Below are 20675 nucleotides of genomic sequence, written 5' to 3'. Positions count from 1 at the left end.
GGATGTCGAGGACGTCGACACCGGGGTGGTTCGTCCCGAGCGCCGTGGCGACGGGCGTCTCGGGTCTAGCTCGCGGTGGTGCTCAGCTGTCTCGCTGGTCGGAAGAAGATGGTGCGGTCGCGACGTTCGCGCTCGAAGCAGCCGTCGTCGAGCACGGCGTTCTCACCCGAGCCGAGGAGGAGGAAGCCGTCGGAGCGCAGACGAGCGTGGACACCGCGCAGGATCCGTGCCCGCACCGCCGGATCGAAGTAGATCATGACGTTGCGCATCAGCACGCCGTCGACCAGGGCGGTGCGCTGGATGCAGCGATCGTCGGCGAGGTTGCCCTGCTCGAAGCGGACCATCGAGCGGATGTCGTCGGAGATCCGCCACTCGATCCCGTCCCGGCGGAAGTGGCGCGCCAGCATCGCTGCCGGGAGCCCCCGATCGACCTCGAGTTGGCTGAAGCGGCCGGCCGAGGCGTTCGCGATCACGGTCGGAGACAGGTCCGTCCCGACGATGCTCACCGTCCACTCGGCGACGACATCGGCGAAGTGCTCGTGGAGCAGCATCGCGAGCGAGTACGGCTCCTGGCCGCTCGACGACGCCGCGCACCAGAACGTGAGGCGTCGCGCCGACCGTCTCGCCTCGACGAGGGACGGGATGATCTCGTCGCGCAGGGTCGCCCAGGGGTGGGTGTCGCGGAAGAACGAGGTCTCGTTCGTCGTCATCGCGTCGACGACGAGATCGCGCAGGCGCCCCGCTCCCGGGGAGCTCAGCTCCCCGACCAGCTCGGCGTACGTCTCGAGGCCCTCGCGGCGCATCAGTCCGGTGAGGCGGCTCTCGATGAGGTACTCCTTGCCCGGTTCGAGGACGATCGCGGACTCGCGCACGAGCATCGTCGCGAGGAAGTCGAACTCCGAGGGGGTGAGGCTCACGGCGAGGCGAGGGCTGCGCGCTCGGCGACGCGGCCGGTCGTCCCGGCTCGTCGGGTGATGGTCGGATCGATCTCGTCGAGCGCGATCCACGCCGCACCGGGTTCGAGGTCCGCTCCGTCGGCGCCCTCGCGCACCTCGTGCGCGCATGCCCGATCGAGCCGCTCGGTGAGCAGGCGGGTGAACACGGGAGGCATGTGCTGGACGACGACGACCGGCACCGCCAGGTCGCGCTGGAGGCCACCGAGGACCTCCGCGAGGGCGTCGGGGCCGCCCGTCGACGATCCGACCACGACGAGGTCGATCGGTCCCGCCGCCGGCTCCGCCGTGCGCGCCGTCGCCTCCCCGGCCGCGCCGAGCGGCGCGCCAGGAGCGGTGCTCACGCCGAGAGTCCCATCATCTCGAGCTCGCTCCCGATCACGTCGGGAGTCATCGGCTTCATCGCGAACTCGTCGGCCCCCGCCTCGAGCGCCTCGTACACGACCCTCGGGCTGCTCCCGGAGGTGTCGACGAGGACGAGCCCGGGGACGTGCTCGCGCGTCCTCTCGAGCGCTTCGCGGCCGTGCCCCTCCTCGTCGACGTCGGCGTGGCCGAGCCCGACGATCGTTCGGCGCAGGATCGTTCTGGTGGTTCGTGAGTCGTCGACGATCAGGACGCGCATCGAGTCTCCGCTCGGTGTCCGGGTTCCGGGTGGGGCGGCGGGGCGTGGCGGTGGTCAGTAGGTGAACTTGGCGACGAGGCCCTGGAGCTCGGCGGCCATCCGGGCGAGCTCGGTGGCGGCCTGCTGGCTGTCGGCCGCGCCCGACGAGGTGTTCTCGGCCGCTGCGGCGACAGCGCGCATGCTGTCGGTGATCTCGCTCGAGCCGCGGCTGGCGTCGTCGACGGAGCGGGCGATCTCGCTGGTGGTCGCCGCCTGCTCCTCGACCGCCGAGGCGATCGTGCTCTGGTACTCGGAGATCTGGTCGATGATCCCGGCGATGGTGGAGATCGCCTCGACGGATCGGCCGGTGTCGCTCTGGATCGCCTCGATCTTCTGGGAGATGTCCTCGGTGGCCTTCGCGGTCTCCTTGGCGAGCTCCTTGACCTCGTTCGCGACGACGGCGAAGCCCTTGCCGGCCTCGCCGGCGCGGGCGGCCTCGATGGTGGCGTTGAGGGCCAGCAGGTTCGTCTGCTGGGCGATCGAGGTGATCACCTTGACGATCGCGCCGATCTCGCTCGAGCTCTCGCCGAGCTTGCCGATCGTCTGGTTGGTGGTGGTGGCGGCGTCGACGGCCTGCTCGGCGACCTTCGCCGCGTCGGCGGCGTTCTTGGCGATCTCCTTGATCGAGGCGGTCATCTCGCCGGCGCCGGTGGAGACGGTCTCGACGTTGCGGGAGACCTCGACGGAGCCTTCGGTGACGAGACCGACCTGGGTGGAGGTCTCCGCAGCGTTGGAGCCCATCTGCTCGGACACGACCTGGAGCTCCTCGGCTGCGGCGGCGAGGGTCTCGGAGTTGCGCCCGATCGACGCGATGCTCTCGCGCAGGTCGCCCAGCAGCGTGGTGATGCCGTCGGCCATCCGGCCGACGAGGTCGTCGCCGGAGATCGTGATCTCTCCGGTGAGGTCGCCGCCGGCGGCGGCGACGACGACGCCGAGGATCTCCTCGACCCCCGTCTGGAGGCGCCGCCGCGCGTTGACGTCCGCGGTGATGTCGGTGGCGTACTTGACGACCTTGAAGGGTCGACCTGCGGCGTCGAGGATCGGGTTGTAGGTGGCCTGGATCCAGATCTCGCGCCCGCCGGCACCGATGCGCCGGTACTCGCCGGCGTCGAACTCGCCGCGACCGAGCTTGGCCCAGAAGTCGGCGTAGTCGGGCGAGGCGGCTTCCTCCGGCTGGACGAACATGCGGTGGTGCCGCCCGACGATCTCATCGGCGGCGTAGCCGAGCGCGGCGCAGAAGTTGGGGTTGGCGTGGATGATCGTGCCGTCGAGCTCGAACTCGATGACGGCCTGCGACTCGCTGATCGCCCGGAGCTGACCTCGCAGATCGGCCAGTTCGAGCTCGGTGATCTCCGTCGTCCGCGCCGTGTCGTCGACGACGTCGGCGACGCTCAGCGTGGACGACGGGTCGAACGGGTGCTGAGCGACGGCCACGTCGGAGGTCGGGGCGGGAGGGTGGACGTTCGTCGCGGAGGTCATGGGGTGGTCCTTCTGGGGTGCGGCCGTGGCCGGGGGATGGATCGAACCGAACGCCTCGGAGGCGAGCGGGTGGGGGAGCGGAGCGGGTCCGCGGTGGACGGGGCTGTCGACATCGGTCACGGCGTGCGTCCGTCAGGTGGCCACGGGCGACGATGCGGTCGTGGGGGCGGCGAAGGAGGCGAGGTCGAGCAGGCGCTCGGTGTCGAGCACGAGCAGCAGGTGCTCGTCGAGCGCGTACACCCCGCTGACGACGTCGCGGTGCTCGCTGCGGACCGTGGGCGGGAGCGACTCGACCGTGTGATCGGTCGAGTCGAACACGTCGCCGATCTCGTCGACGAGCAGGCTCACGACACCGTCACCGTGGCGCACCACGACGTCGATCGGCTCGCAGTCGTCCGGGCACGGACCCAGGCCGAGGCGTCGGCGCAGGTCGATGGTGGTGACGATGCCGCCGCGCAGGTTGATCAGCCCGTGGATGACCGGGGACGCCAACGGCACCCTCGTGCGCTCCTGGGAGCGCATGACCTCCTGCACGTCCACCACCGAGATGCCGAGGTGCAGGTCGGCGAGCCGGAAGGTGCAGTACCGGGGATCGACGAGCCCGATCACGCCGCCACCACACGGGCGAACAGCTCGGGCACGCACGAGCGCAGGACGGCGTCGACGTCGATGACGTCGGTGACCCGGCCCGCGATGATGGACGAGCTCAGGATCCCCGCTGCGGGGGAGGGTGCCGCGAGGTCGATCTGCTCCTCGACGATGTCGAAAATGTCGTCGACGACGAGCCCGACGTCGTGGCCGTCGGCCGAGCAGACGATCACCTGCAGCGGGTCGTCGGGTTCCCGTGCCGACGGGATGCCGAGGGTGTCGTGGAGGTCGATGAGGTTCATGATCCGATCCCGGTACTGGACCACGTCCCGGGTGACGGTGCGCTCGACGGAGGTGGGATCGAACTCCTCGAGCCGGGAGACGGTCGCGAGCAGCAGTCCGAGCGGTCGGTCGCCGAGGCGGAACATCAGGACGCGCTGGGTCGCAGCGGCCGCCGGGTCGTCCGCGACCTCCAGCGCCGGGCGCCCGGCCGTCGAGCCCATGCCGATCGCGTGCGCGATGCCGAGGACGTCGAGGATCAGCGCGACCCGCCCGTCTCCCATGATGGTCGCACCCGCGAACGCCGAGGCGTCGCGCAGGGTCCGGCCGAGCGGCTTGACGACGATCTCCGCCGTGTCCTCGATGTCGTCGACGACGAGGCCGAACTCGCGGCCGTCGGCGTGGAGCACGACGATGGTGATGCCGGCCTCGGCGACGGCCGTCTCGCCGAGAGGCGGCTGGCCGAACACCGCGCGGAGGTCGACGAGCGGGAGCAGCCGACCGCGCAGGCGGTGCACGGGGGCGCCGTGGACGTGCTCGATGGCGGCGTAGGGGTCGTGCCCGCCGATGCGGACCAGCTCGCGCAGGTTGACCTGGGGGATGGCGAAGCGGTCGCCGTCGCACGTGATCACGAGGGCGGGGATGATCGCGAGCGTGAGGGGGATCTTGATCTTGAAGACCGTGCCCACGCCGACGGAGCTGCTGACGTCGACGGTTCCGCCGATGCTCTCGATGTTGGTCCGAACGACGTCCATGCCCACGCCGCGCCCCGAGATGTTCGTGACCGCGGCGGCGGTGGAGAACCCGGGCTCGAAGATCACGTCGAGGATCTGCTGGTCGCTGCGGTCGGCTGCCTCCTCGGCGCTCGACAGGCCCTTCTCCACGGCGGCGCGACGGATGGCGGCCGGGTCGATGCCGCGACCGTCGTCGCCGATCTCGACGATCACCTGCCCCCCTTCGTGGTAGGCACCGAGCCGGACGATCCCCTCGGCGGCCTTCCCGGCCGCTTCCCGGCCCTCGGGTGACTCGAGGCCGTGGTCGACGCAGTTCCGCACGAGGTGGGTCAGCGGGTCCTTGATCGACTCCAGGAGGGACTTGTCGAGCTCGGTGTGCTTGCCCTCCATCTCGAGGCGGGCCTGCTTGCCGCAGGCAAGGCTGAGGTCGCGCACGACACGGGGGAACTTGTTCCAGACGTTCTCGATGGCCTGCATCCGCGTGCGCATGACGCCGGCCTGGAGCTCGGTCGTGATCAGGTCGAGGCGCTGGGTCGTGGCGACGAACGCCGTGTCCCGGTCGGTCGAGCCGTGCTGGAGGATCTGGTTCCGGGCGAGGACGAGCTCGCCGACGAGGTTCATCAGATCGTCGAGCAGACCGACGTCGACCCGGATGCTCTCCGACGACGAGGTGCGGTCGTCGTGCGGCGCAGCGCCGGGCGCGTCGTGCGGGTGACCGGCGGCGCACATCGGTCCCGGCTCGTCGGCCGCGCTCGCGACGGACCGGGCGGTCGCGTCGCCGTCGGTCGCCGAACCGGTCTCGACGGTCGCCTCGCACGCCACCCGCTCATCGAGAGCGCCGGTCGCCGCGCCGCCGGCCTCGAGCCGGGCGAGGGTGGCGATCAGCGCCCGGTCATCGCGCGTCCCCTCGTCGCCGACGGCCTCGATCGAGTCGAGGATCGACCGCACCGCGTCGACCATCGACAGCAGCGCGGTGGTGATGTCGGTGTCGACCGAGAGCGATCCGTCGCGCAGCCTCGACAGGAGGCTCTCGCCGACGTGGGTGACGGCTTCGAGTCGCGCGTAGCCGAGGAAGCCCGAGGTGCCCTTCACGGTGTGGATCGCGCGGAAGATCCGTGCGAGCTCCTCGTCGCTGGCGTCCTGCTCGAGCGACACGAGGTCGCGATCCAGCTCGTCCATGCCGTCGCGGCTCTCGACGATGAACTCGTGGATGACCTCGACGAGCTCATCGTCCATGTCGTTGCTCCCAGCATGTCGTCGGGGTGAGGGCGCAGCTCGCGCGGCGCTCTCGGAGTGCGAAGGTCAGCAGGTCGTCGACCCGCCGCCACGACTCCACGGTCCGCACGCCCCGACGCAGTGCACGGTGCGTTCCGTGGTTTCACTCCATCGGGTGGCAGCGCCCGTGGCTCGCTGCGGTCCGGGGTCGCGGTGCCGCCGACCGACTGGTCGACCTGCTCCGTCGATCGACCACCACCGGCGGTCAGCTCGATCGAGGAGCCGGTACGTGGACGGATCGGTTCGATCGGACCGCATCACGCACACGTCGCATCACGACCGCCATCGGATCGGCGCAGGCTCGCGGAGGCATCGGACGTCGACTCGCGGCGGTGTCGGGCGTCGTCGTCCAGAGCGATCGCGGCGCCGTATGATCCCACCCACTGAAGGGGAGTATCCCGAGTGGTCCGTCGTCAACACGCTCCCCGGAGCCGGCGCGGCCAGCCCGACCGAAGTGGGTGGAGAGACCTTCAGCGAACGATCCTCCGTGCGCTGAAAGGTTGCCCCATGTCTCTGCGTTCCCCTCGTGTCGAAGTCGGTCCGACGGTCGTCGAGCGATGAACGCATCCCAGGGCGCTCCACCGACGGACGATCGTCCTCCGGTCGAGTGGCACCGGATGGAGACGGCCGACGTCTTGGCGCAGCTCGACGCATCCGAGGCCGGCCTGCGGGAGAGCGACGCCGTCGATCGGCTGGCCGAGCACGGATCGAACGAACTGGTCGACACCGGTTCGAGCAGCCCGTGGCGCCTCGTGTGGGAACAGATCTCGGCGGTCATGGTGCTGATCCTCATCGGTGCCGCGCTGCTGTCGCTGGTGCTCGGCAAGTTCCTCGAAGCGGGTGCGATCGGTGCGATCGTGGTGCTGTTCACGGCGCTCGGCTTCTTCCAGGAGCACCGAGCCGAGCAGGCGATCGCCGCACTGCGCGAAATGGCGGTCCCGATCGTGCGAGTCGTGCGTGACGGCCGCACCACCGAGATCGAAGCCGGAGCGTTGGTGCCCGGTGACGTCGTGCAGCTCGATGCGGGCTCGATCGTTCCCGCCGACGTCAGGCTGATCCAGGCGGTGAACCTGCGGATCGAAGAAGCGGCGCTCACCGGCGAGTCCGAACCGGCCGACAAGCAGGTCGAGGCCGTCGACGAGGGCAGCCTGCCACTCGGCGACCGGCTGTGCATGGCGTACAGCGGTACGCAGGTCACCGCCGGACGCGGCGTGGGTGTCATCACGGCCACGGGCATGTCGACCGAACTCGGTCGCATCGCCACCATGCTCCAGGGCGTCGAGGGGGAGGACACGCCGCTGCAGGCCCGCCTCGACAAGGTGGGCAAGCAACTCGCGCTCGTCGGGGTCGGCGTCGCGGCGCTGGTCGTGCTGATGGGCGCGCTCAGCGGTGAGGGCGCATCCGACCTCGCCCTCACCGCGATCAGCGTCGCCGTGGCGGTCATCCCCGAGGGCCTCCCCGCCGTCGTGACCTTCACCCTGGCGATCGGTTCGCAGCGCATGCTGCGGCGCGACGCCCTGATCCGCAAGTTGCCCGCCGTCGAGACGCTCGGCTCGGTCACGGTGATCTGCTCCGACAAGACGGGCACGCTGACGCAGAACCAGATGACGGTCACGATGCTCGACGTCGCCGACCACGAGATCGACGTCGACGTCGACGCCGCACCCGAGCCGTCGCGACTGCCGTCGACGGCTCGGGCGATGCTGGGAGCGATGGTGCTGTGCAACGACGCGCAGGCCGATGCCGACGACGACGGCGGGCTCTCGCTGCTCGGTGACCCCACGGAGACCGCCCTGCTGCGGTTGGCGGTCGACGCCGGGGTCGACGTCGGCCGGCTCCGCACGGTCTTCGGGCGGGTGGCGGAGAACCCGTTCGATTCGGGCCGCAAGCGGATGAGCACCGTCCACGCTGCCTTGGACGGCCGGGAGCTGCTGTTCGCCGACCTGCCGCAGGATCGGCCGATCGCGTTCGTCAAGGGTGCGATCGACGGGCTGATCGACCGGGCCACGGGCGTGTGGTCGGACGACGGACCCGTCGACATCGACGACGCGTGGCGTCAGCGGGTGCTCGACGCGAACGATCGGCTGGCCGCCGACGGGCGGCGTGTGCTCGGCGTCGCGTACAGCACCTTCGGCGACGGGTCGGCGTCGCGTTCGCACGGAGAACTCGCCGGCGTAGCGGAGGACGAGCTCGTGATCCTCGGTCTGGTCGGCATGATCGACCCGCCGCGCACCGAGGTCCGAGACGCGGTCGCCGTCTGTCGGGCGGCCGGCATCCGACCCGTGATGATCACCGGCGACCACCCCTTGACCGCCAAGGCCATCGCGACGGAGTTGGGCATCACCGGCGACGACCGGGTCCTCACCGGCGTCGACCTCGACCGGATGAGCGATGCCGAGTTCGCCGACGCGGCGGCGACCGTGTCGGTGTTCGCGCGCGTCTCCCCCGAGCACAAGCTGCGCATCGTCGGAGCGCTCCAGGACCAGGACCAGGTGGTCGCCATGACCGGCGACGGGGTCAACGACGCACCGGCGCTCAAGCGCGCCGACATCGGCGTCGCGATGGGCATCACCGGGACCGACGTCTCCAAGGAGGCGTCGGACATGGTGCTGCGCGACGACAACTTCGCCACCATCGTCGCGGCGGTGGAGGAGGGCCGGGTCATCTACGACAACCTGCGCCGGTTCGTCAGCTTCGCCGTCGCCGGCAACCTCGGCAAGATCATCGTGATGCTCGGCTGGCCGATCCCGTTCCTGCTCTCCGGCGACGGCGACGGCAGCGTCGGGTCGGCCATCGCCCTGCTGCCTCTGCAACTGCTCTGGCTCAACCTGATGACCGACGGCCTGCTCGGCCTGTCGATGGGCGTGGAACCCGCGGAGCAGGGCGTGATGCACCGACACCCGCACCGACCCGGAGCGAGCCTGTGGGCCGGCGGCCTCGGATGGCGGACCCTGTGGATCGGTGTGGTCATCGGTGCGGTGTCACTCGGGGTCGGCTTCGCCTACGACGACGCCGACCGGGTCGAGTGGCAGACGATGATCTTCACCACGTTGGCGTTCATGCAGGTCGCGCAGGCGATCGGCACGAGGTCCACCACCGAGTCGCTGCGCTCGATCGGCTTCTTCACCAATCCGGTCCTCCTCGCCATCGCCGGCCTGGTGACCGCGCTCCAACTCGCAGCGATCTACACCCCGCTGCGCACCTTCCTCGACCTCGAGCCCCTCGACGTGGTCGACCTCGCCGTCTGCGCGGGGGCAGGGCTCGGGCTGCTGGTCGTGCTCGAAGTCGTCAAGGCCCGGGCCCGAACGGATCGCACCGGCATCGTCTCGTCGAGCCGCACCGACGATCGGCCGGACGGACCCCGTGTTCCGTCCGCTTCGTCTCGGGCGTCGGCGCCGTGACGGGGTCGCGGACCCACGCTCCGCCGCCCACGATCGCGGGACACGTCTCGATCTAGTGGGTGCTGTCGTGCTGGTCGATGATTCGTCGGGCGACCTGCAGGGTGGTCTGTTCGTCCTCGGGGGCACTCTGGTGAAGGAGCGCGAGAGCTTGCTCGAGGGTGCACTCCTGGGCGCTCACGAGCATGCCGGCGGCGAGCGCGATCTGGGATCGATCGTCGACTTCGCCCTGGGCTGCTTCGACGACCGTGCGGGCGGCAGCGAGCTCCGGTGAGCGGCTGACCGCGATCGAGACCTGCGCAGCGAGCACGCGGCCGACTCGTTCCGCGCTCTCGTCGAACGGGCCGCTGCGACTGTAGAGATTGAGCGTCGCGACCGGGAAGCCGTTCGATGTCGCAGGGAGCGAGAGCACCGCCCGCACGCCCGCACGGCGCGCCGCGGCTGCGAAGTGGGGGAACGCCTCCCCCTGTTCGAGCAGGTCGAGGCGCAGCGTTCTGGCCGTGCGGAAGCTCGTCAGACACGGCCCACCGTCGAGGTCGTACTGGACCAGGTCGAGCTCGAGGGCGATCGTTCCCGACGTCGCAGCCGTGGCGGGCCGCCCGCTGATCGAGATCGCGACCGTCGCCATGTCACAACCCGGGACGGAGATGGTGGCCGTCTCGGCGATGTTCGCCAGGTTCGATCCGAGTGTCCTCTCCACTCCGAGTACGTGCGAGAGGCGTCGCAGGGTGTCGACCAAGTCGTCAAGCATCACTGGCGCACTCCCGAGCGGCATCCCGACTCACGACGTGGACGTTCACGGTCGACGCCTCTGTGCCCGAGCGACCATCTCCATCGCGATGTCCCGGACTTTCCGGTTCTCCTGTTGGGACTGCGTCACCAGGATCTCGAATGCTCGGTCGGGGCTGCAGCCCATGGTGTTCATGATGATGCCTTTGGCGATGTCGATCGGTTCGCGGCTCTCCAGCGCCGATCGCAGTTGCTCGCTGTGCAGGCGCGCCCCCCAGTACGCCTGCGCATTCGACAGCACCACTCCCGCCTGCGCAGCGAACAGCGACCCCGTTTCGACGTCCGTCGCGCCGAACGCGCCCTCCTGGTCGGAGTAGAGGTTGAGCGCGCCGACGGCGCTGTCGCCCGACATCACGGGCAGCGATAGCGTGCTTCGGACCCCGTGCGCCGATGCGGCCTGCGCGAACTCGGGCCAGCGCACGTCGCTCGACAGCGACTCCACGAGGATCGCCGACGCTTCTCGGAAGGCTTCGATGCACGGACCACGGCCGCTGTCGTACTGCGACTGGTCGATCTCAGGTGAAGTCGGATCGGTGAAGGCTTGGGTGGTCACCCGGTCGTCGACGATCATCGTGATCCCGGCGAACCGCGCCGGTAGGACCGACTCGACTGCGAGCTCCGAGACGCGCGTGAGCGTGGCGGAGATGCTCTGGTCACCGATCAAGAAGCGCGACAGCTCGACGAGACCTCGTTGCGAGGGGGTCGGGAGCGGGGCGTCGTGGTGCATCAGGATTCCTCGGCCGTGCAACGCGGTGTGAGCCACTCGCGTCGGTTCGGGGTGGCTCGCTGACATCCATGCCGTCGCGTACCCGCCTCCCCAGCAGAAGATGCGGTGATCGGTCGCGTCGTCGTACGAGTCGACGACGCGACCGACCCGAGAGATCGACGCGACCTCCGACTCGGATCGAACGAGTGGGGTGCACGTCCATCCGTGCACGTGGACGAGGTGAGCAGCTCGCGACCGCGACTCCCTGACGACGGGCTCGAACCTGCACCCGCTGAGCGATGAACCCACCTGCGCGTCGTCATCGTCGGGTCCCTGCGAACGACGCACCTCCACCGAAGGAGCATGCGGAGCCCTGCGACTGGTCCGGGGTCCGGGGACGACCGAGCCCGGCGGGATCCTGGGACCCATTCGGCTGAGAGCACAGCGCGACCCGCAGCGCGACGAGCAGCGGTCCCACCCCCCCGTGCGCACGACGTCACGGCCCGACTTCGCAGCCCGACGGCTCCTCGACCATCGGATCGTGCAGGACCCCCCGACACGTCGGCCAGAGATCGTCAGACCTCAGCACCCTCAGGACCCGATCGACGATCGGACCGGCCGCACCGCGGGCCCGCACCCCACCGCGCCGCTCCACACGTCGGCTCAGGTGATCGAGCAGACGTGTCCCCGCAGCGGTGAACACGGTGACACGACCCAGATCGATCTCGACCACGTCGCACCCGTCGGCGAGATCGAGGCACGAAGCCCGCACGAGCGCCACCGACCCCGCGTCGATCTCTCCGTCGAATCGCAGCGATCCCCAGCTCGGCCCACCGGGCCGCACCCCACGGAGCCTCACCGACCGCCAGGGAAGCGGAGCACCACCGTCGACGCCCTCCGCCGAACGAGACGATCGCATGATCGGGTCGCAACGCACTCTCACCCAGGCACCTCCGAAGAAGGGCCGCCGGGATCAGGAGCGACGAACGATGCGCCTGACGTTCACAAGCGACGAGACCCCATCGTACACGGACTGCGATGGGATGCACGTGAAGGCACTCGTCGGCGACGTCATCCTGACCGGTGACCCCGGATCGAACGCTCCGAGAGGTGCACGCCGGCCGCGATCATCGCCGCGCCGACACCGAGGAACACCAGATCGGCGACCAGCTGGCCCTCGCCTGCTCTGACGTGATGGATCGCGAGGAGGTGGTGGTTGATCACCCCTTCGACGACGTTGAACGATCCCCACCCCACCAGCAGACTGCCGACGAAGAGCCGCCACGGCGGCGGTACCGCCGGACCCCGAGACCAACGGTGCCACGTCCAGATGACGCCGACCAGGAGCGCCAGGTAGGTGAACGCGTGGAACAGTCCGTCCCACAGGGTGTTGACCTCGAGTCCGTCGACCGTCGTGACCGGACGAGCGGCGAGACCGATCCGATCCGAGCCCGTGTTGGACAGCATGTGGTGCCACTGCAGGACCTGGTGGAAGACGATCCCGTCGAAGAAGCCGCCGAACCCGACGCCGCACATGACGATCGGGGCACGCAGCCCCGCCCACCTCGACCTGCCCGGCGTGCTGGGTCCGTTCACGCAGCCGCCTCGAGGCTCGACGGGACCACCGGCTCGATCGGATCCGTCGGTGGTCAGTTCCGAGTGCCGCCGTCGACATCGCCGTCGATCTCGACCTCTTCGCGGCGCACCGTGCCCGACACCTCTTGCTCCTCGACCACGGTTCCGGTCTCGATCGCGACGTTCTCCTTGGCCACGACGTTCTTGTCGACGACCACCTCTTCCTCGCGCAACGTGACCTCCTCGACCACGTCGCCATCGGTGATCGTTCCCGAGGTCGTCCCATCCGCTGGGGTGCGCACGATGCGTGCGACCTGCTTCTCGACGGGGACGGTGACGTTCACGTCCTCGGTGACGACGTACTTGCGCAACCGCACCGAGCCGGCACCGCGCTCGCGCTTGTCGACAGCCAGCTGCTCTTCGGACAACGTCACCTCCGCACCGCCGGACCCGGTACTCGCATCGGCGTGGTCGTCGCCTTCATCGGCGCGTTCCCGATCACCGAACGCCGACTCGTGATCGACGGCATCGTAATCCAAGCCGTAGTGCCCGTACAGCCGCCGTTCGGCATCTGCGTCGAGGTGATCGTCGCCGTCCACGGCGGGAGCATCCTTGATCTGATCGGTCGTGTACGGAACGGCGAGACCACCCTCGTGGCGCGCGGTGCCGGCGATCGGAACGAACTGGGTCGACGTCCCGAACCAACCCGTCGAGACGGTGAACCACTCAGGTCGACCGGACCGGTCGTCGAGGTAGATCTGGTCGATCGACCCGATCTTGCTGCCTGCCGAATCGTACAGATCGGAACCGATCCATTCGTCGTAGGAGGAACGAGAATCGCCTGTGTCGGCCATGGGGAGCGTCCTTCGCTGATGAACCACCCCGTCGATCTGACGAGGTCGACGCGCCGGTACCCCGAGCCCGCCAGGCGCATTCGTCGACACCGTGCGCTCGACCCTCCCCGATCAGCGTCAACGTCGCCGCGCTGCGACCCACAGGAGGTGCGAGCAGCGGTGGCGGCGCTCGGCGTCATCGTGACGTCGCGGCGCCGTTCCACGGCCATGATCCGGTCAGTTCGACTTCGAGGCTGAACGACAGGAACGTGCGGATGACGACGATGGTGGCGAGTACCCCCACCGACTCGAACGTCGGTTCCAAGGCCACGGTGCGAATGATGTCGCCGGCGACCAGAACCTCGAGACCGAGGAGGATCGAGCGACCGATCGAGCGGCGCAGCGAAGCGAAGTCGGCATCCGCCGACGATCGGATCGCTCGCATCGCCTGGGTGGCCAGCGCCCGCGCGACGCCGGCGACGATGATCAGAACGCCGACGACCTCGACCGATTCGCCGAGGTGCTCGACCCATCTCGTGACGTCCACCATCGTCTCCTTCCGTTCTGCGGTTTCGCAGCGAGGTCGCCTGCGGCGTCCGCCGCGTCGCGGGGTTCGAACATTCCACCACGTCGCGGCTCGTCGCGGCGCCACCCGCCCGCCGCACGTCGGAGCAGCCGAACCGCGGTGGCACCGCCGCGGTCTCCGAGGACGAGCCATCGTCCGTCGCCGGCGCACGCGCGACGTCGTGCACGTCGTCTGCCCCGACGGACCTGGAGCAGATCCGACGCAGTCGCGACGACCCGTGACGCGAGACCCTCGAGGCTGCACCGCTTCAGGGACCTCCGACGAACCGATGGCGAGCGAGGGTGCGCGTCGCGTCGTCGCCGCGACGCGATGACCCTGTCGATCGATGCTGGCGCCGCGCCGGTCGCCGGGGGTCCACGGCACGGACGTGCTGAGCGGTTCTGGATCGAGACGGATCGGAGGCGACGTGTCGGGGTACGGGTGTCGAGCGGGCGCGAACGTGGACCAATCGGAAGGAACCGACGAACATGACGAACGAATCGAACGTGGAGGGCGCGACTCCGCTCCGCCCCGACGGTGACGACGGTGGCCGCCCGAAGTGGCTCGTACCTCTTCTCGCGATCGCCGCGATCGCCGTGCTGGTGATCGGCGGCTTCTTCGTCCTCGGAGGAGACGCCGACGTCGAGGTGGATCCCGGTGACATCGAAGCACCCGACGTGGACGTCGACCTCGACGCACCCGATGTGGAGATCACCACGCCCGACGTGGATGTCGATGTCGATCCCGGTGACGTCGACGTCGAGGAGGGCGACGCGGAGGCCGACCTCGACGAGTGACGCCCATCTCGAATCGAGCGTCGACGAACGAATCAGGATCGCACGCTCGGGTACTGGAGCGTGCGCATCCCCGTCACCGCGGGTGACACGGAGGCGTCCCACCACCGCCATGGAGAGAGACATGACTGACAACAGACCCGATACCTCACGCGACGATCAGGAGCAGGCGGCCTCAGCCGTGGCCGGTGACGCGAAGGACAAGGCTGCGGGTGTGCACGGCACGGCCAAGGCCGAAGCGAGGTCGGTGGTGGACGACGCGAGGTCGCAAGCATCCGACGTGCTCGGCACGACGCGCGCCGAGCTGCGAGATCGCGCCGCCGAGCAGACTCGGACGCTGTCGGCGGCGCTCTCGGACGCAGGCCGCCAACTGGGTGGGATGGCCGACGGAGCCGAGGAACCCGAAGCGCAGATCGCTCAGCTCACGAGATCGGCCGCCGACTCGCTCGGTGCACGGGCCCAGCGGCTCGAAGACGGCGGCTTCGACGGTCTCGTCGACGACGTGAAGCGCTTCGCCCGGAACCGACCCGGCGCCTTCCTGCTCGGATCGGTGGCCGCCGGGTTCGCGATCGGGCGTCTCGCCAAGCACGCCGATCTGCAGCGAGCGGGCGAGCGGGCGAAGTCCGAGTTCGACTCCGACGCCGTCACGTCGGGGCAGGATCGGTCCGGCGATCAGGACCGCTCGGTGCCGTCGGCATCGACCGCACCGACCGCACCGACCGCCAGCGTGGACGCCGACGCACCGCTGACCGCTCCGACGACGACGGGAGCGCGAGACCCCCGATGAGAGACGCATCGACGGATGGACGATCGAACCAGGGTGACACGTCCGATCCAACTCAGCCCGCCCGACCCGAGATGTCCCTCGGTGATGTCGTCTCGAAGTTGGGTGACGACCTGTCCGGTCTCCTGACGACCCAGGTCGAGATCGCCAAACTGGAGATCAAGGACGAGGTGTCGAAGGCTGCGCGCGGCGCCGGGATCCTCACCTCGGGTGCGTTCGCCGCCGTCGTCGCGGTCTTCATGCTGTCCGCTGCGCTCGCATGGGCCATCGCGGTTCCCCTGAACGAGTGGGCCGGCTTCTTGATCGTGGGCGCGTTGTGGAGCATCGCCGCCGTCGTGCTCGGGCTCATCGGGAAGAAGCGCCTCGAGGCGGTCGACGCCGTCCCGGAGACGACCAGAGCAGAGCTGGACGCGGACAAGCGCCTCGCCCAGCGACTCCCGTGACCGCCAGCCGATCTCGCCCCACCAACGCCAACACGAAGGACTGATGACCATGTCGAACGAACTCGACCAACTCCGAGACGAAGCCGACCAGCGCCGAGCTGCGATCGCGACCGACGTCGAGCTCGTCACCGATCGCGTCGCACCCGGCCGGATCGCCGACCGCCAGAAGGCCCGCTTCGGCGAGCGCGTCAGCGGGATCCGCGCCAGCGTCTTCGGCACCCCCGACCGGCGGCGAGGGAGCGCCGAACCGTCGACGTCGGACGATTCGTCGATGTCGGCGCGAGCCGGTGGGGCGCTCGACTCGGTGAAGGACTCAGCGCCCGATTCGGTCGCGGACTTCACCGAGGGGAACCCGTTGGCCGCAGGACTGATCGGTCTGGGCGTCGGGCTGCTCGCCGCTGCGCTGATCCCCGAGACCCGAGAGGAGCAGCGCATCGCCCGCGAGGTGCAGACCAACATCGACGACGCCGCAGCTGAGCTTTCTCAGGCCGGCCAGCAAGTCGCCGAGAACGTACGCCCGGCCGCCGACGACGCCGTCGCGAACGTGAAGGGATCGGCGACCGATTCGGCCAAGAACGTCAAGGACGACGCCACCGGCGCAGCATCCGACGTCGCCGACACGGCCAAGAGCGAAGCAGACCGCGCGAAGCCATCCAGCTGACATCGGCGACACCCTGGGCCGGCTCCGGCATCGAGGCCGCGTCGTGAGCGAGGCGCGTGCTCGACTCGGGTCCGTCGACGATGGTGCACCCGTCCGCTCGGCGGCGCCGCCTCGGCGCCTCATGTTCGCCTGCCGTCGGGTCCCGCCGACGGGTCGGCGACCGACGCCTGCTCGAATCCTCTCCGTTGCGGAACGGGGGGATTCGAACCCTTTCGGGAGCGCTTCTGAGAGCCGCCGGTGACCGCTGAAACCCGTGGCGGCAAGCCCCTGAGCTGGTGTAATGTCCGCACATGGCTTCTCGTGACCACGACGCCCCAGAGCGGCTCGGACGAGAGATAGGCCAGGTTAGGCCACCTCCGAGAATCCTTGTAACGAGCCGCTCACTCGTGAGGCCTTCGTACAAGTATGGAGAAGTCGACCGTCTCGACTGCCGAGGCAGCGTTGCTGCTCGGGGTCAGTGAGCAGGTCGTGCGCCAGCAGATCAAAAATGACGCTTTGACCGGTGTAGAGATGCACGGAGGGTGCTGGCGAATCCCACGCAGCTCGCTCCGGCCGATCGGTGACGTTGAGCGATTGGAGAATCGTCCAACGCCACCGTATGTCCTGCGTCTGGTCGAGCGACTGGACTCGTACGACTCGGGCATGATCCCGTGTGCCGATGCCGCGAAGATCGCAGGGGTCGGGGTGAAGGCGATGCGAAACGGTCTGCGCTCCGGTCGGATTCCCGGTGGACGCTTGGTTGGTGGTTGCTGGCTTGTCACCGTCGCGGACCTTGGTCGCTGGTTGGGTGTGTCGGGAGCAGGGGCATGACGTCAAGGCGAGGACGAGCCGCCCGAGGAACCGGCGTTGTCGAGGAACGCGCGACCGGCTGGTTCGTGCGACGCTCGGAGATGGTTGACGGACATCGTCGTCGGTGGTTCGACGGACCGTTCGAGACCAAACGTGATGCGTTGCGATCGTCACCAGTGCTGGCATCGCACCGTCAGACCATCGACGCCGGCGAGTGGATCACCGACTGGGCGCGCACCCGATCAGAGCAGCTTCGATCGCGGGATCGGTACTCGTCGGCCAAAATCGTCGAGCGTCACGTGCGGCTCCACCTTGCGCCGCACCTCTCTGGAATCAAGCTGGGGGAACTCCGGCCGAGTCATGTCTCGGCGATCGCCGAGGCGCTGCACTCGACAGGACGCATTCATCGAGCGGGCGCAGCCCTCGGCGCCGGAGGCCGAGCGGCCACCCGATATCCGTCGACAGGTCGTAATGCCCGGACACTCTCGCCGAAGACTGTTCGGAACATCCTGTCGACGTTGTCGTCGGCGATGAAGACTGCTGTGAACGACGACCTGCTTCGCTCGAATCCGGTTCGTGATGCTGAGATCATCGCCCGCCCGCGCGACGAGGGCGTCGAGGAGCTTGTCGTGTTCGACACCGATCAGGCGGACGCCCTTGCAGATTGGTGCCTGTCGAACATCGAGGCCGAGCCGTGGGCCCTGCCGGTCTTGATCGGACTTGACTGCGGGTTGCGGCGCGGAGAGATCATGGCGGTGAAGTCGACCATGATCGACGAGCAGACGAATCGCCTCAGGGTGAATACCGGCATCACCGAAGAAGGAGATCTGCTCGTCGACAAGCGGCTCAAGACGAAGCGCTCCCGACGAACGGTGGTTATCCTCGATCGGACGATCGCGGCCGTGAAGCGCTACCGCCAGTACCATGGCGTGACGCCCATCAACGGTCTGCTGTTCGTGGGTCGAGACGGGGGACTCGCCAACCCGGACACGTTCACCCAGGCGGTCACACGCTACCTCCGCCCGCAACTTGCCGAACTGCTTGGCGAGATCGCGTGGACACCCCACACCCTCCGACATACCTTCGCGACGCGACTGCTGTCTGAGAACGTCGCCCCGCAGACCGTGAGCGGACTGCTCGGCCACGAGTCGACGGCCTTCACCCTGTCGCGATATTCGCACTGGGTGGACAGTGACCCGCCGCTGCTGACGAGCCAAGTCACTGCCGCATTGGGAGCCTGATCAAATCGAACTTAGCTTGGGAAGCTTCCGATCAGTTCGCGCCGGCAGGGCGCTGACCAGGTGAAACGGGCGTCGAACGACGTGGTGGAAGATGGCCGTGCGTCATTCATGCAACTACGGTGAGACGTGTCCGGGGGCTGACGCGCTCTGCTCGCTGACGGCTGTCTACCGTTGCCTGCAAGATGTCTTTCATTTACAGTTAAATATGCGATGCGTGCTCCCGCCCCCACCCTGGCGCCAATGTTCCGTTCCGGCGCGCAGCTCGCAATCCTCGGCGAGTTGTAGCAAAAGAGCTACACGCTGACCGAACTCGCTTCGGTCGCAGGTACGTCGGCGGCGACGGCCGGACGGGAAGTCGAGCGGCTCCGAGAGAACGGCATCGTCGTCGTATCATCTGGTCCCGGTCGCTCGAAGCGGGTGTCGGCGAATTGGGACCTGCCGTGGGCTGGAGACCTGCGCCGAATCCTCGCCCACACCGGAGGGCTCGTCCCAACGCTCGAGCGGGCACTCGGACGAGACCCACGGATTCTTGCCGCCTGCATCTCTGGGTCGTGGGCTCGCCGGTATCACGGCGAGCCCGGACACTTCCCCCGTGACATCGACCTCGTCGTAGTGACCGACGCCTCGCAGTTCGACCTCGAGATCTCGTGGCGGAACGTCGCCCGCAACCTGGGCATCGAGCTGAATCCGATCTACCGACCGAGCGGATTTGATCCGGCGACCGACAGTCTCGTCGCCGGATCACCGATCGTCGAGCTCTCGATCAAAGAGGGAACCGAGTCCTCATGACGGCGTCGGACGACGGGTGGCTTGATGACCTCGTCGACGTGGGAGTGGTTGCAGCGCCCGGTCGCCCGGACGCAACAGCGAGGGATTCGCTGAGGGCTGCAGCTCGAACGTCGCTCGAAGACGCAACTCGTGATCCGCAACGCACTCCCGGCGGCGTCATCCGCGACACCGAGAACGCAGTCCGCCAAGCGATCACGGCGCTCGCCGCCCACCACGAACCCGGATCGTCGGACCGAACAAGCACGCAGCCGTCGTCCGGTTCGCAGAAGCCCATCCCGGGTTCGACGACGCCACAGTCGACAGGATCGATCAGATCCGAGTTGCGCGGAACGCAGGGACGTACGGCGAAGGGCACCAAGACGCCCCCGCCGAGTACACCCTAACCGACGCCGAACATCTCTTCCGTTCCGGCACGGGAGTGGTGAATCGAGTCTCCACGCTGCTGAACGCAGGTCGGCCGATTCCCCGCCACCCTCAGCGGGATGAGGCCGTAGTAGTATGGTCCGGCGACGGTCTGCTGTCCCGTCCCACGTCTGCCCGGTCGGCGAGTCCGGGAGCAACGTAGACGTCATCCGCCCACGATGGTGGCGAGGTAGTCGGTCGGGTCGGGCGTCCAGCCGGGGTTTGAGCGGATCAGGCTGCGCGGGTCCGCCTCGAGGAGACCGACGGAGGTCTCGGCGACGATCCTCGCTCCCACTGGCCCGAGGTGGGCGCCCGCGGTCACGAGCTGGGCTTCGGCAAGGATCCACCTCCAGAGTGGAGTGATGGGAGGAGCGCCGGCGACGTCGTTCCAGAACGCGGCGCGGACCTGGTCCTTCACGGTCGCGAGGTCGGTGTTGTCGCCAAGGACGTTGTAGTCGTCGGCGGAAACGAGGTTGCGGGGCTCGGAGGCCATAGCGTTGAGGATCGCTTCGCCGCTGGGCAGACCCAGGACGACACCACGACGCAGATTTCGCGCAGCAAGGTTTGCTCCGACCTTGGCCGGGAGGTCCGGTGGCGTCGTTGCTTCGTCGCCGGTCCCGAACAGGTTGAACAGCGCGGGAGCCAACTCGAGGCCGATCCTTGAACGACGGGCTGCGGGCGGGATCGGTGAGCAGCGTCCAGTCGACAATGCGGTCGGCAGTCGTGTTGGGCTGGCCGCCGAAAAGGTCGTTGCCGGGCTCACCGAACACGGGTCGAGGTGTCTGGCCGTCGGCGATGACGTATTCGGAGCGGACCTGGCTGTGTCCGTACGGGCATGCGGCACCGGAGAACTCGACCGGGATGAATTGGCCGAACGGCCAGTGAAGGAGGACGAGTCGGCGGCCGTAGAGGACGTCGTCGCAGACGGCGTCGCGGC

Annotated in this window: 21 protein-coding genes; 8 read left to right on the top strand and 13 right to left on the bottom strand. The window is 68.7% G+C overall.

Going from position 1 to position 20675, the window contains the following annotated elements; all coding sequences use genetic code 11:
* Positions 1-65: 65 nt before the first annotated feature.
* The 6 genes from ACOOHC_RS18380 to ACOOHC_RS18355 are packed head-to-tail and all read right to left on the bottom strand — an operon-like array spanning position 66 to position 5930.
* Positions 66-917: a CheR family methyltransferase gene (locus tag ACOOHC_RS18380; protein WP_420451814.1), complete on the bottom strand. Its 852-nt coding sequence runs from the start codon at positions 915-917 to the stop codon at positions 66-68.
* Positions 914-1297 (bottom strand): chemotaxis protein CheB, encoded by a 384-nt coding sequence (locus tag ACOOHC_RS18375; protein ID WP_420451813.1) that lies wholly within the window; start codon positions 1295-1297, stop codon positions 914-916. The genes ACOOHC_RS18380 and ACOOHC_RS18375 overlap by 4 nt, the downstream gene beginning before the upstream one ends.
* Positions 1294-1575: a hypothetical protein gene (locus ACOOHC_RS18370; protein WP_420451812.1), complete on the bottom strand. Its 282-nt coding sequence runs from the start codon at positions 1573-1575 to the stop codon at positions 1294-1296. Before ACOOHC_RS18370 ends, ACOOHC_RS18375 begins: the two co-directional genes overlap by 4 nt.
* Positions 1576-1629: 54 nt before the next feature.
* Positions 1630-3213: a methyl-accepting chemotaxis protein gene (locus tag ACOOHC_RS18365; protein WP_420451811.1), complete on the bottom strand. Its 1584-nt coding sequence runs from the start codon at positions 3211-3213 to the stop codon at positions 1630-1632.
* A 12-nt stretch (positions 3214-3225) separates the two neighbouring features.
* Entirely contained in the window at positions 3226-3702 is a 477-nt protein-coding gene (locus ACOOHC_RS18360) for a chemotaxis protein CheW (RefSeq protein WP_420451810.1), read from the bottom strand.
* Positions 3699-5930: a chemotaxis protein CheW gene (locus ACOOHC_RS18355; RefSeq protein WP_420451809.1), complete on the bottom strand. Its 2232-nt coding sequence runs from the start codon at positions 5928-5930 to the stop codon at positions 3699-3701. The genes ACOOHC_RS18360 and ACOOHC_RS18355 overlap by 4 nt, the downstream gene beginning before the upstream one ends.
* Positions 5931-6427: 497 nt before the next feature.
* Here ACOOHC_RS18355 and ACOOHC_RS18350 point away from each other — a divergent pair, with 497 nt between their 5' ends.
* Positions 6428-9370 (top strand): cation-translocating P-type ATPase, encoded by a 2943-nt coding sequence (locus ACOOHC_RS18350; RefSeq protein WP_420451808.1) that lies wholly within the window; start codon positions 6428-6430, stop codon positions 9368-9370.
* A 52-nt stretch (positions 9371-9422) separates the two neighbouring features.
* Here the strand turns inward: ACOOHC_RS18350 and ACOOHC_RS18345 are convergent, their stop codons facing one another.
* The 6 genes from ACOOHC_RS18345 to ACOOHC_RS18320 form a co-directional block, all read right to left on the bottom strand.
* Complete coding sequence (locus tag ACOOHC_RS18345; RefSeq protein WP_420451807.1) at positions 9423-10067, bottom strand: GAF and ANTAR domain-containing protein; 645 nt, start codon at positions 10065-10067, stop codon at positions 9423-9425.
* Positions 10068-10163: 96 nt separating this feature from the next.
* Positions 10164-10820, bottom strand: a complete 657-nt coding sequence (locus ACOOHC_RS18340) for a GAF and ANTAR domain-containing protein (protein ID WP_420451806.1) — start codon at positions 10818-10820, stop codon at positions 10164-10166.
* A 538-nt stretch (positions 10821-11358) separates the two neighbouring features.
* Complete coding sequence (locus ACOOHC_RS18335) at positions 11359-11781, bottom strand: STAS domain-containing protein (RefSeq protein ID WP_420451805.1); 423 nt, start codon at positions 11779-11781, stop codon at positions 11359-11361.
* Positions 11782-11933: 152 nt separating this feature from the next.
* The gene (locus ACOOHC_RS18330; RefSeq protein WP_420451804.1) at positions 11934-12458 is read right to left on the bottom strand and encodes a DUF2243 domain-containing protein; all 525 of its coding nucleotides are present in this window, start codon (positions 12456-12458) and stop codon (positions 11934-11936) included.
* A 53-nt stretch (positions 12459-12511) separates the two neighbouring features.
* The gene (locus ACOOHC_RS18325; RefSeq protein ID WP_420451803.1) at positions 12512-13381 is read right to left on the bottom strand and encodes a DUF2382 domain-containing protein; all 870 of its coding nucleotides are present in this window, start codon (positions 13379-13381) and stop codon (positions 12512-12514) included.
* Between the two features lie 85 nt (positions 13382-13466).
* Entirely contained in the window at positions 13467-13820 is a 354-nt protein-coding gene (locus ACOOHC_RS18320) for a DUF1622 domain-containing protein (protein ID WP_420451802.1), read from the bottom strand.
* Positions 13821-14323: 503 nt separating this feature from the next.
* Between ACOOHC_RS18320 and ACOOHC_RS18315 the strand changes: the two genes are divergently transcribed.
* The 7 genes from ACOOHC_RS18315 to ACOOHC_RS18285 all read left to right on the top strand — a co-directional run bounded on the left by ACOOHC_RS18315 (position 14324) and on the right by ACOOHC_RS18285 (position 19336).
* Positions 14324-14632 (top strand): hypothetical protein, encoded by a 309-nt coding sequence (locus tag ACOOHC_RS18315; protein ID WP_420451801.1) that lies wholly within the window; start codon positions 14324-14326, stop codon positions 14630-14632.
* A 121-nt stretch (positions 14633-14753) separates the two neighbouring features.
* The gene (locus ACOOHC_RS18310) at positions 14754-15416 is read left to right on the top strand and encodes a hypothetical protein (protein ID WP_420451800.1); all 663 of its coding nucleotides are present in this window, start codon (positions 14754-14756) and stop codon (positions 15414-15416) included.
* A 71-nt stretch (positions 15417-15487) separates the two neighbouring features.
* Positions 15488-15856 carry a phage holin family protein gene (locus tag ACOOHC_RS18305; protein ID WP_420451799.1) on the top strand — a complete coding sequence of 123 codons (369 nt, stop codon included), beginning with the start codon at positions 15488-15490 and terminating at the stop codon, positions 15854-15856.
* A gap of 43 nt (positions 15857-15899) precedes the next feature.
* The gene (locus tag ACOOHC_RS18300) at positions 15900-16517 is read left to right on the top strand and encodes a DUF3618 domain-containing protein (protein WP_420451798.1); all 618 of its coding nucleotides are present in this window, start codon (positions 15900-15902) and stop codon (positions 16515-16517) included.
* A gap of 405 nt (positions 16518-16922) precedes the next feature.
* Positions 16923-17327, top strand: coding sequence for a helix-turn-helix domain-containing protein (locus tag ACOOHC_RS18295; protein ID WP_420451797.1), 405 nt, complete (start codon positions 16923-16925; stop codon positions 17325-17327).
* Positions 17328-17407: 80 nt separating this feature from the next.
* Positions 17408-18547 carry a tyrosine-type recombinase/integrase gene (locus tag ACOOHC_RS18290; protein WP_420451796.1) on the top strand — a complete coding sequence of 380 codons (1140 nt, stop codon included), beginning with the start codon at positions 17408-17410 and terminating at the stop codon, positions 18545-18547.
* A 612-nt stretch (positions 18548-19159) separates the two neighbouring features.
* Complete coding sequence (locus tag ACOOHC_RS18285; RefSeq protein WP_420451795.1) at positions 19160-19336, top strand: hypothetical protein; 177 nt, start codon at positions 19160-19162, stop codon at positions 19334-19336.
* Between the two features lie 568 nt (positions 19337-19904).
* Here ACOOHC_RS18285 and ACOOHC_RS18280 read toward each other — a convergent pair.
* A complete protein-coding gene (locus ACOOHC_RS18280; protein ID WP_420451794.1) occupies positions 19905-20384 on the bottom strand; it encodes a hypothetical protein in 480 nt (159 codons plus the stop codon).
* Positions 20385-20675 lie beyond the last annotated feature (291 nt).

Origin of the sequence: Ilumatobacter sp., from assembly GCF_965215205.1 — a bacterium.
GTDB lineage: Bacteria > Actinomycetota > Acidimicrobiia > Acidimicrobiales > Ilumatobacteraceae > Ilumatobacter_A.
This window is presented reverse-complemented; position numbering and strand designations above follow the sequence as displayed.

What these genes read in the sequence shown, in the direction of transcription:
- ACOOHC_RS18310 (WP_420451800.1), top strand. Translation starts at nt 14,754, where the DNA reads ATGACTGACAACAGACCCGATACCTCACGCGACGATCAGGAGCAGGCG.
- ACOOHC_RS18315 (WP_420451801.1), top strand. Translation starts at nt 14,324, where the DNA reads ATGACGAACGAATCGAACGTGGAGGGCGCGACTCCGCTCCGCCCCGAC.
- ACOOHC_RS18355 (WP_420451809.1), bottom strand. Translation starts at nt 5,930, where the DNA reads ATGGACGATGAGCTCGTCGAGGTCATCCACGAGTTCATCGTCGAGAGC.
- ACOOHC_RS18295 (WP_420451797.1), top strand. Translation starts at nt 16,923, where the DNA reads ATGGAGAAGTCGACCGTCTCGACTGCCGAGGCAGCGTTGCTGCTCGGG.
- ACOOHC_RS18335 (WP_420451805.1), bottom strand. Translation starts at nt 11,781, where the DNA reads ATGCGATCGTCTCGTTCGGCGGAGGGCGTCGACGGTGGTGCTCCGCTT.
- ACOOHC_RS18290 (WP_420451796.1), top strand. Translation starts at nt 17,408, where the DNA reads ATGGTTGACGGACATCGTCGTCGGTGGTTCGACGGACCGTTCGAGACC.
- ACOOHC_RS18320 (WP_420451802.1), bottom strand. Translation starts at nt 13,820, where the DNA reads ATGGTGGACGTCACGAGATGGGTCGAGCACCTCGGCGAATCGGTCGAG.
- ACOOHC_RS18300 (WP_420451798.1), top strand. Translation starts at nt 15,900, where the DNA reads ATGACCATGTCGAACGAACTCGACCAACTCCGAGACGAAGCCGACCAG.
- ACOOHC_RS18305 (WP_420451799.1), top strand. Translation starts at nt 15,488, where the DNA reads ATGTCCCTCGGTGATGTCGTCTCGAAGTTGGGTGACGACCTGTCCGGT.
- ACOOHC_RS18370 (WP_420451812.1), bottom strand. Translation starts at nt 1,575, where the DNA reads ATGCGCGTCCTGATCGTCGACGACTCACGAACCACCAGAACGATCCTG.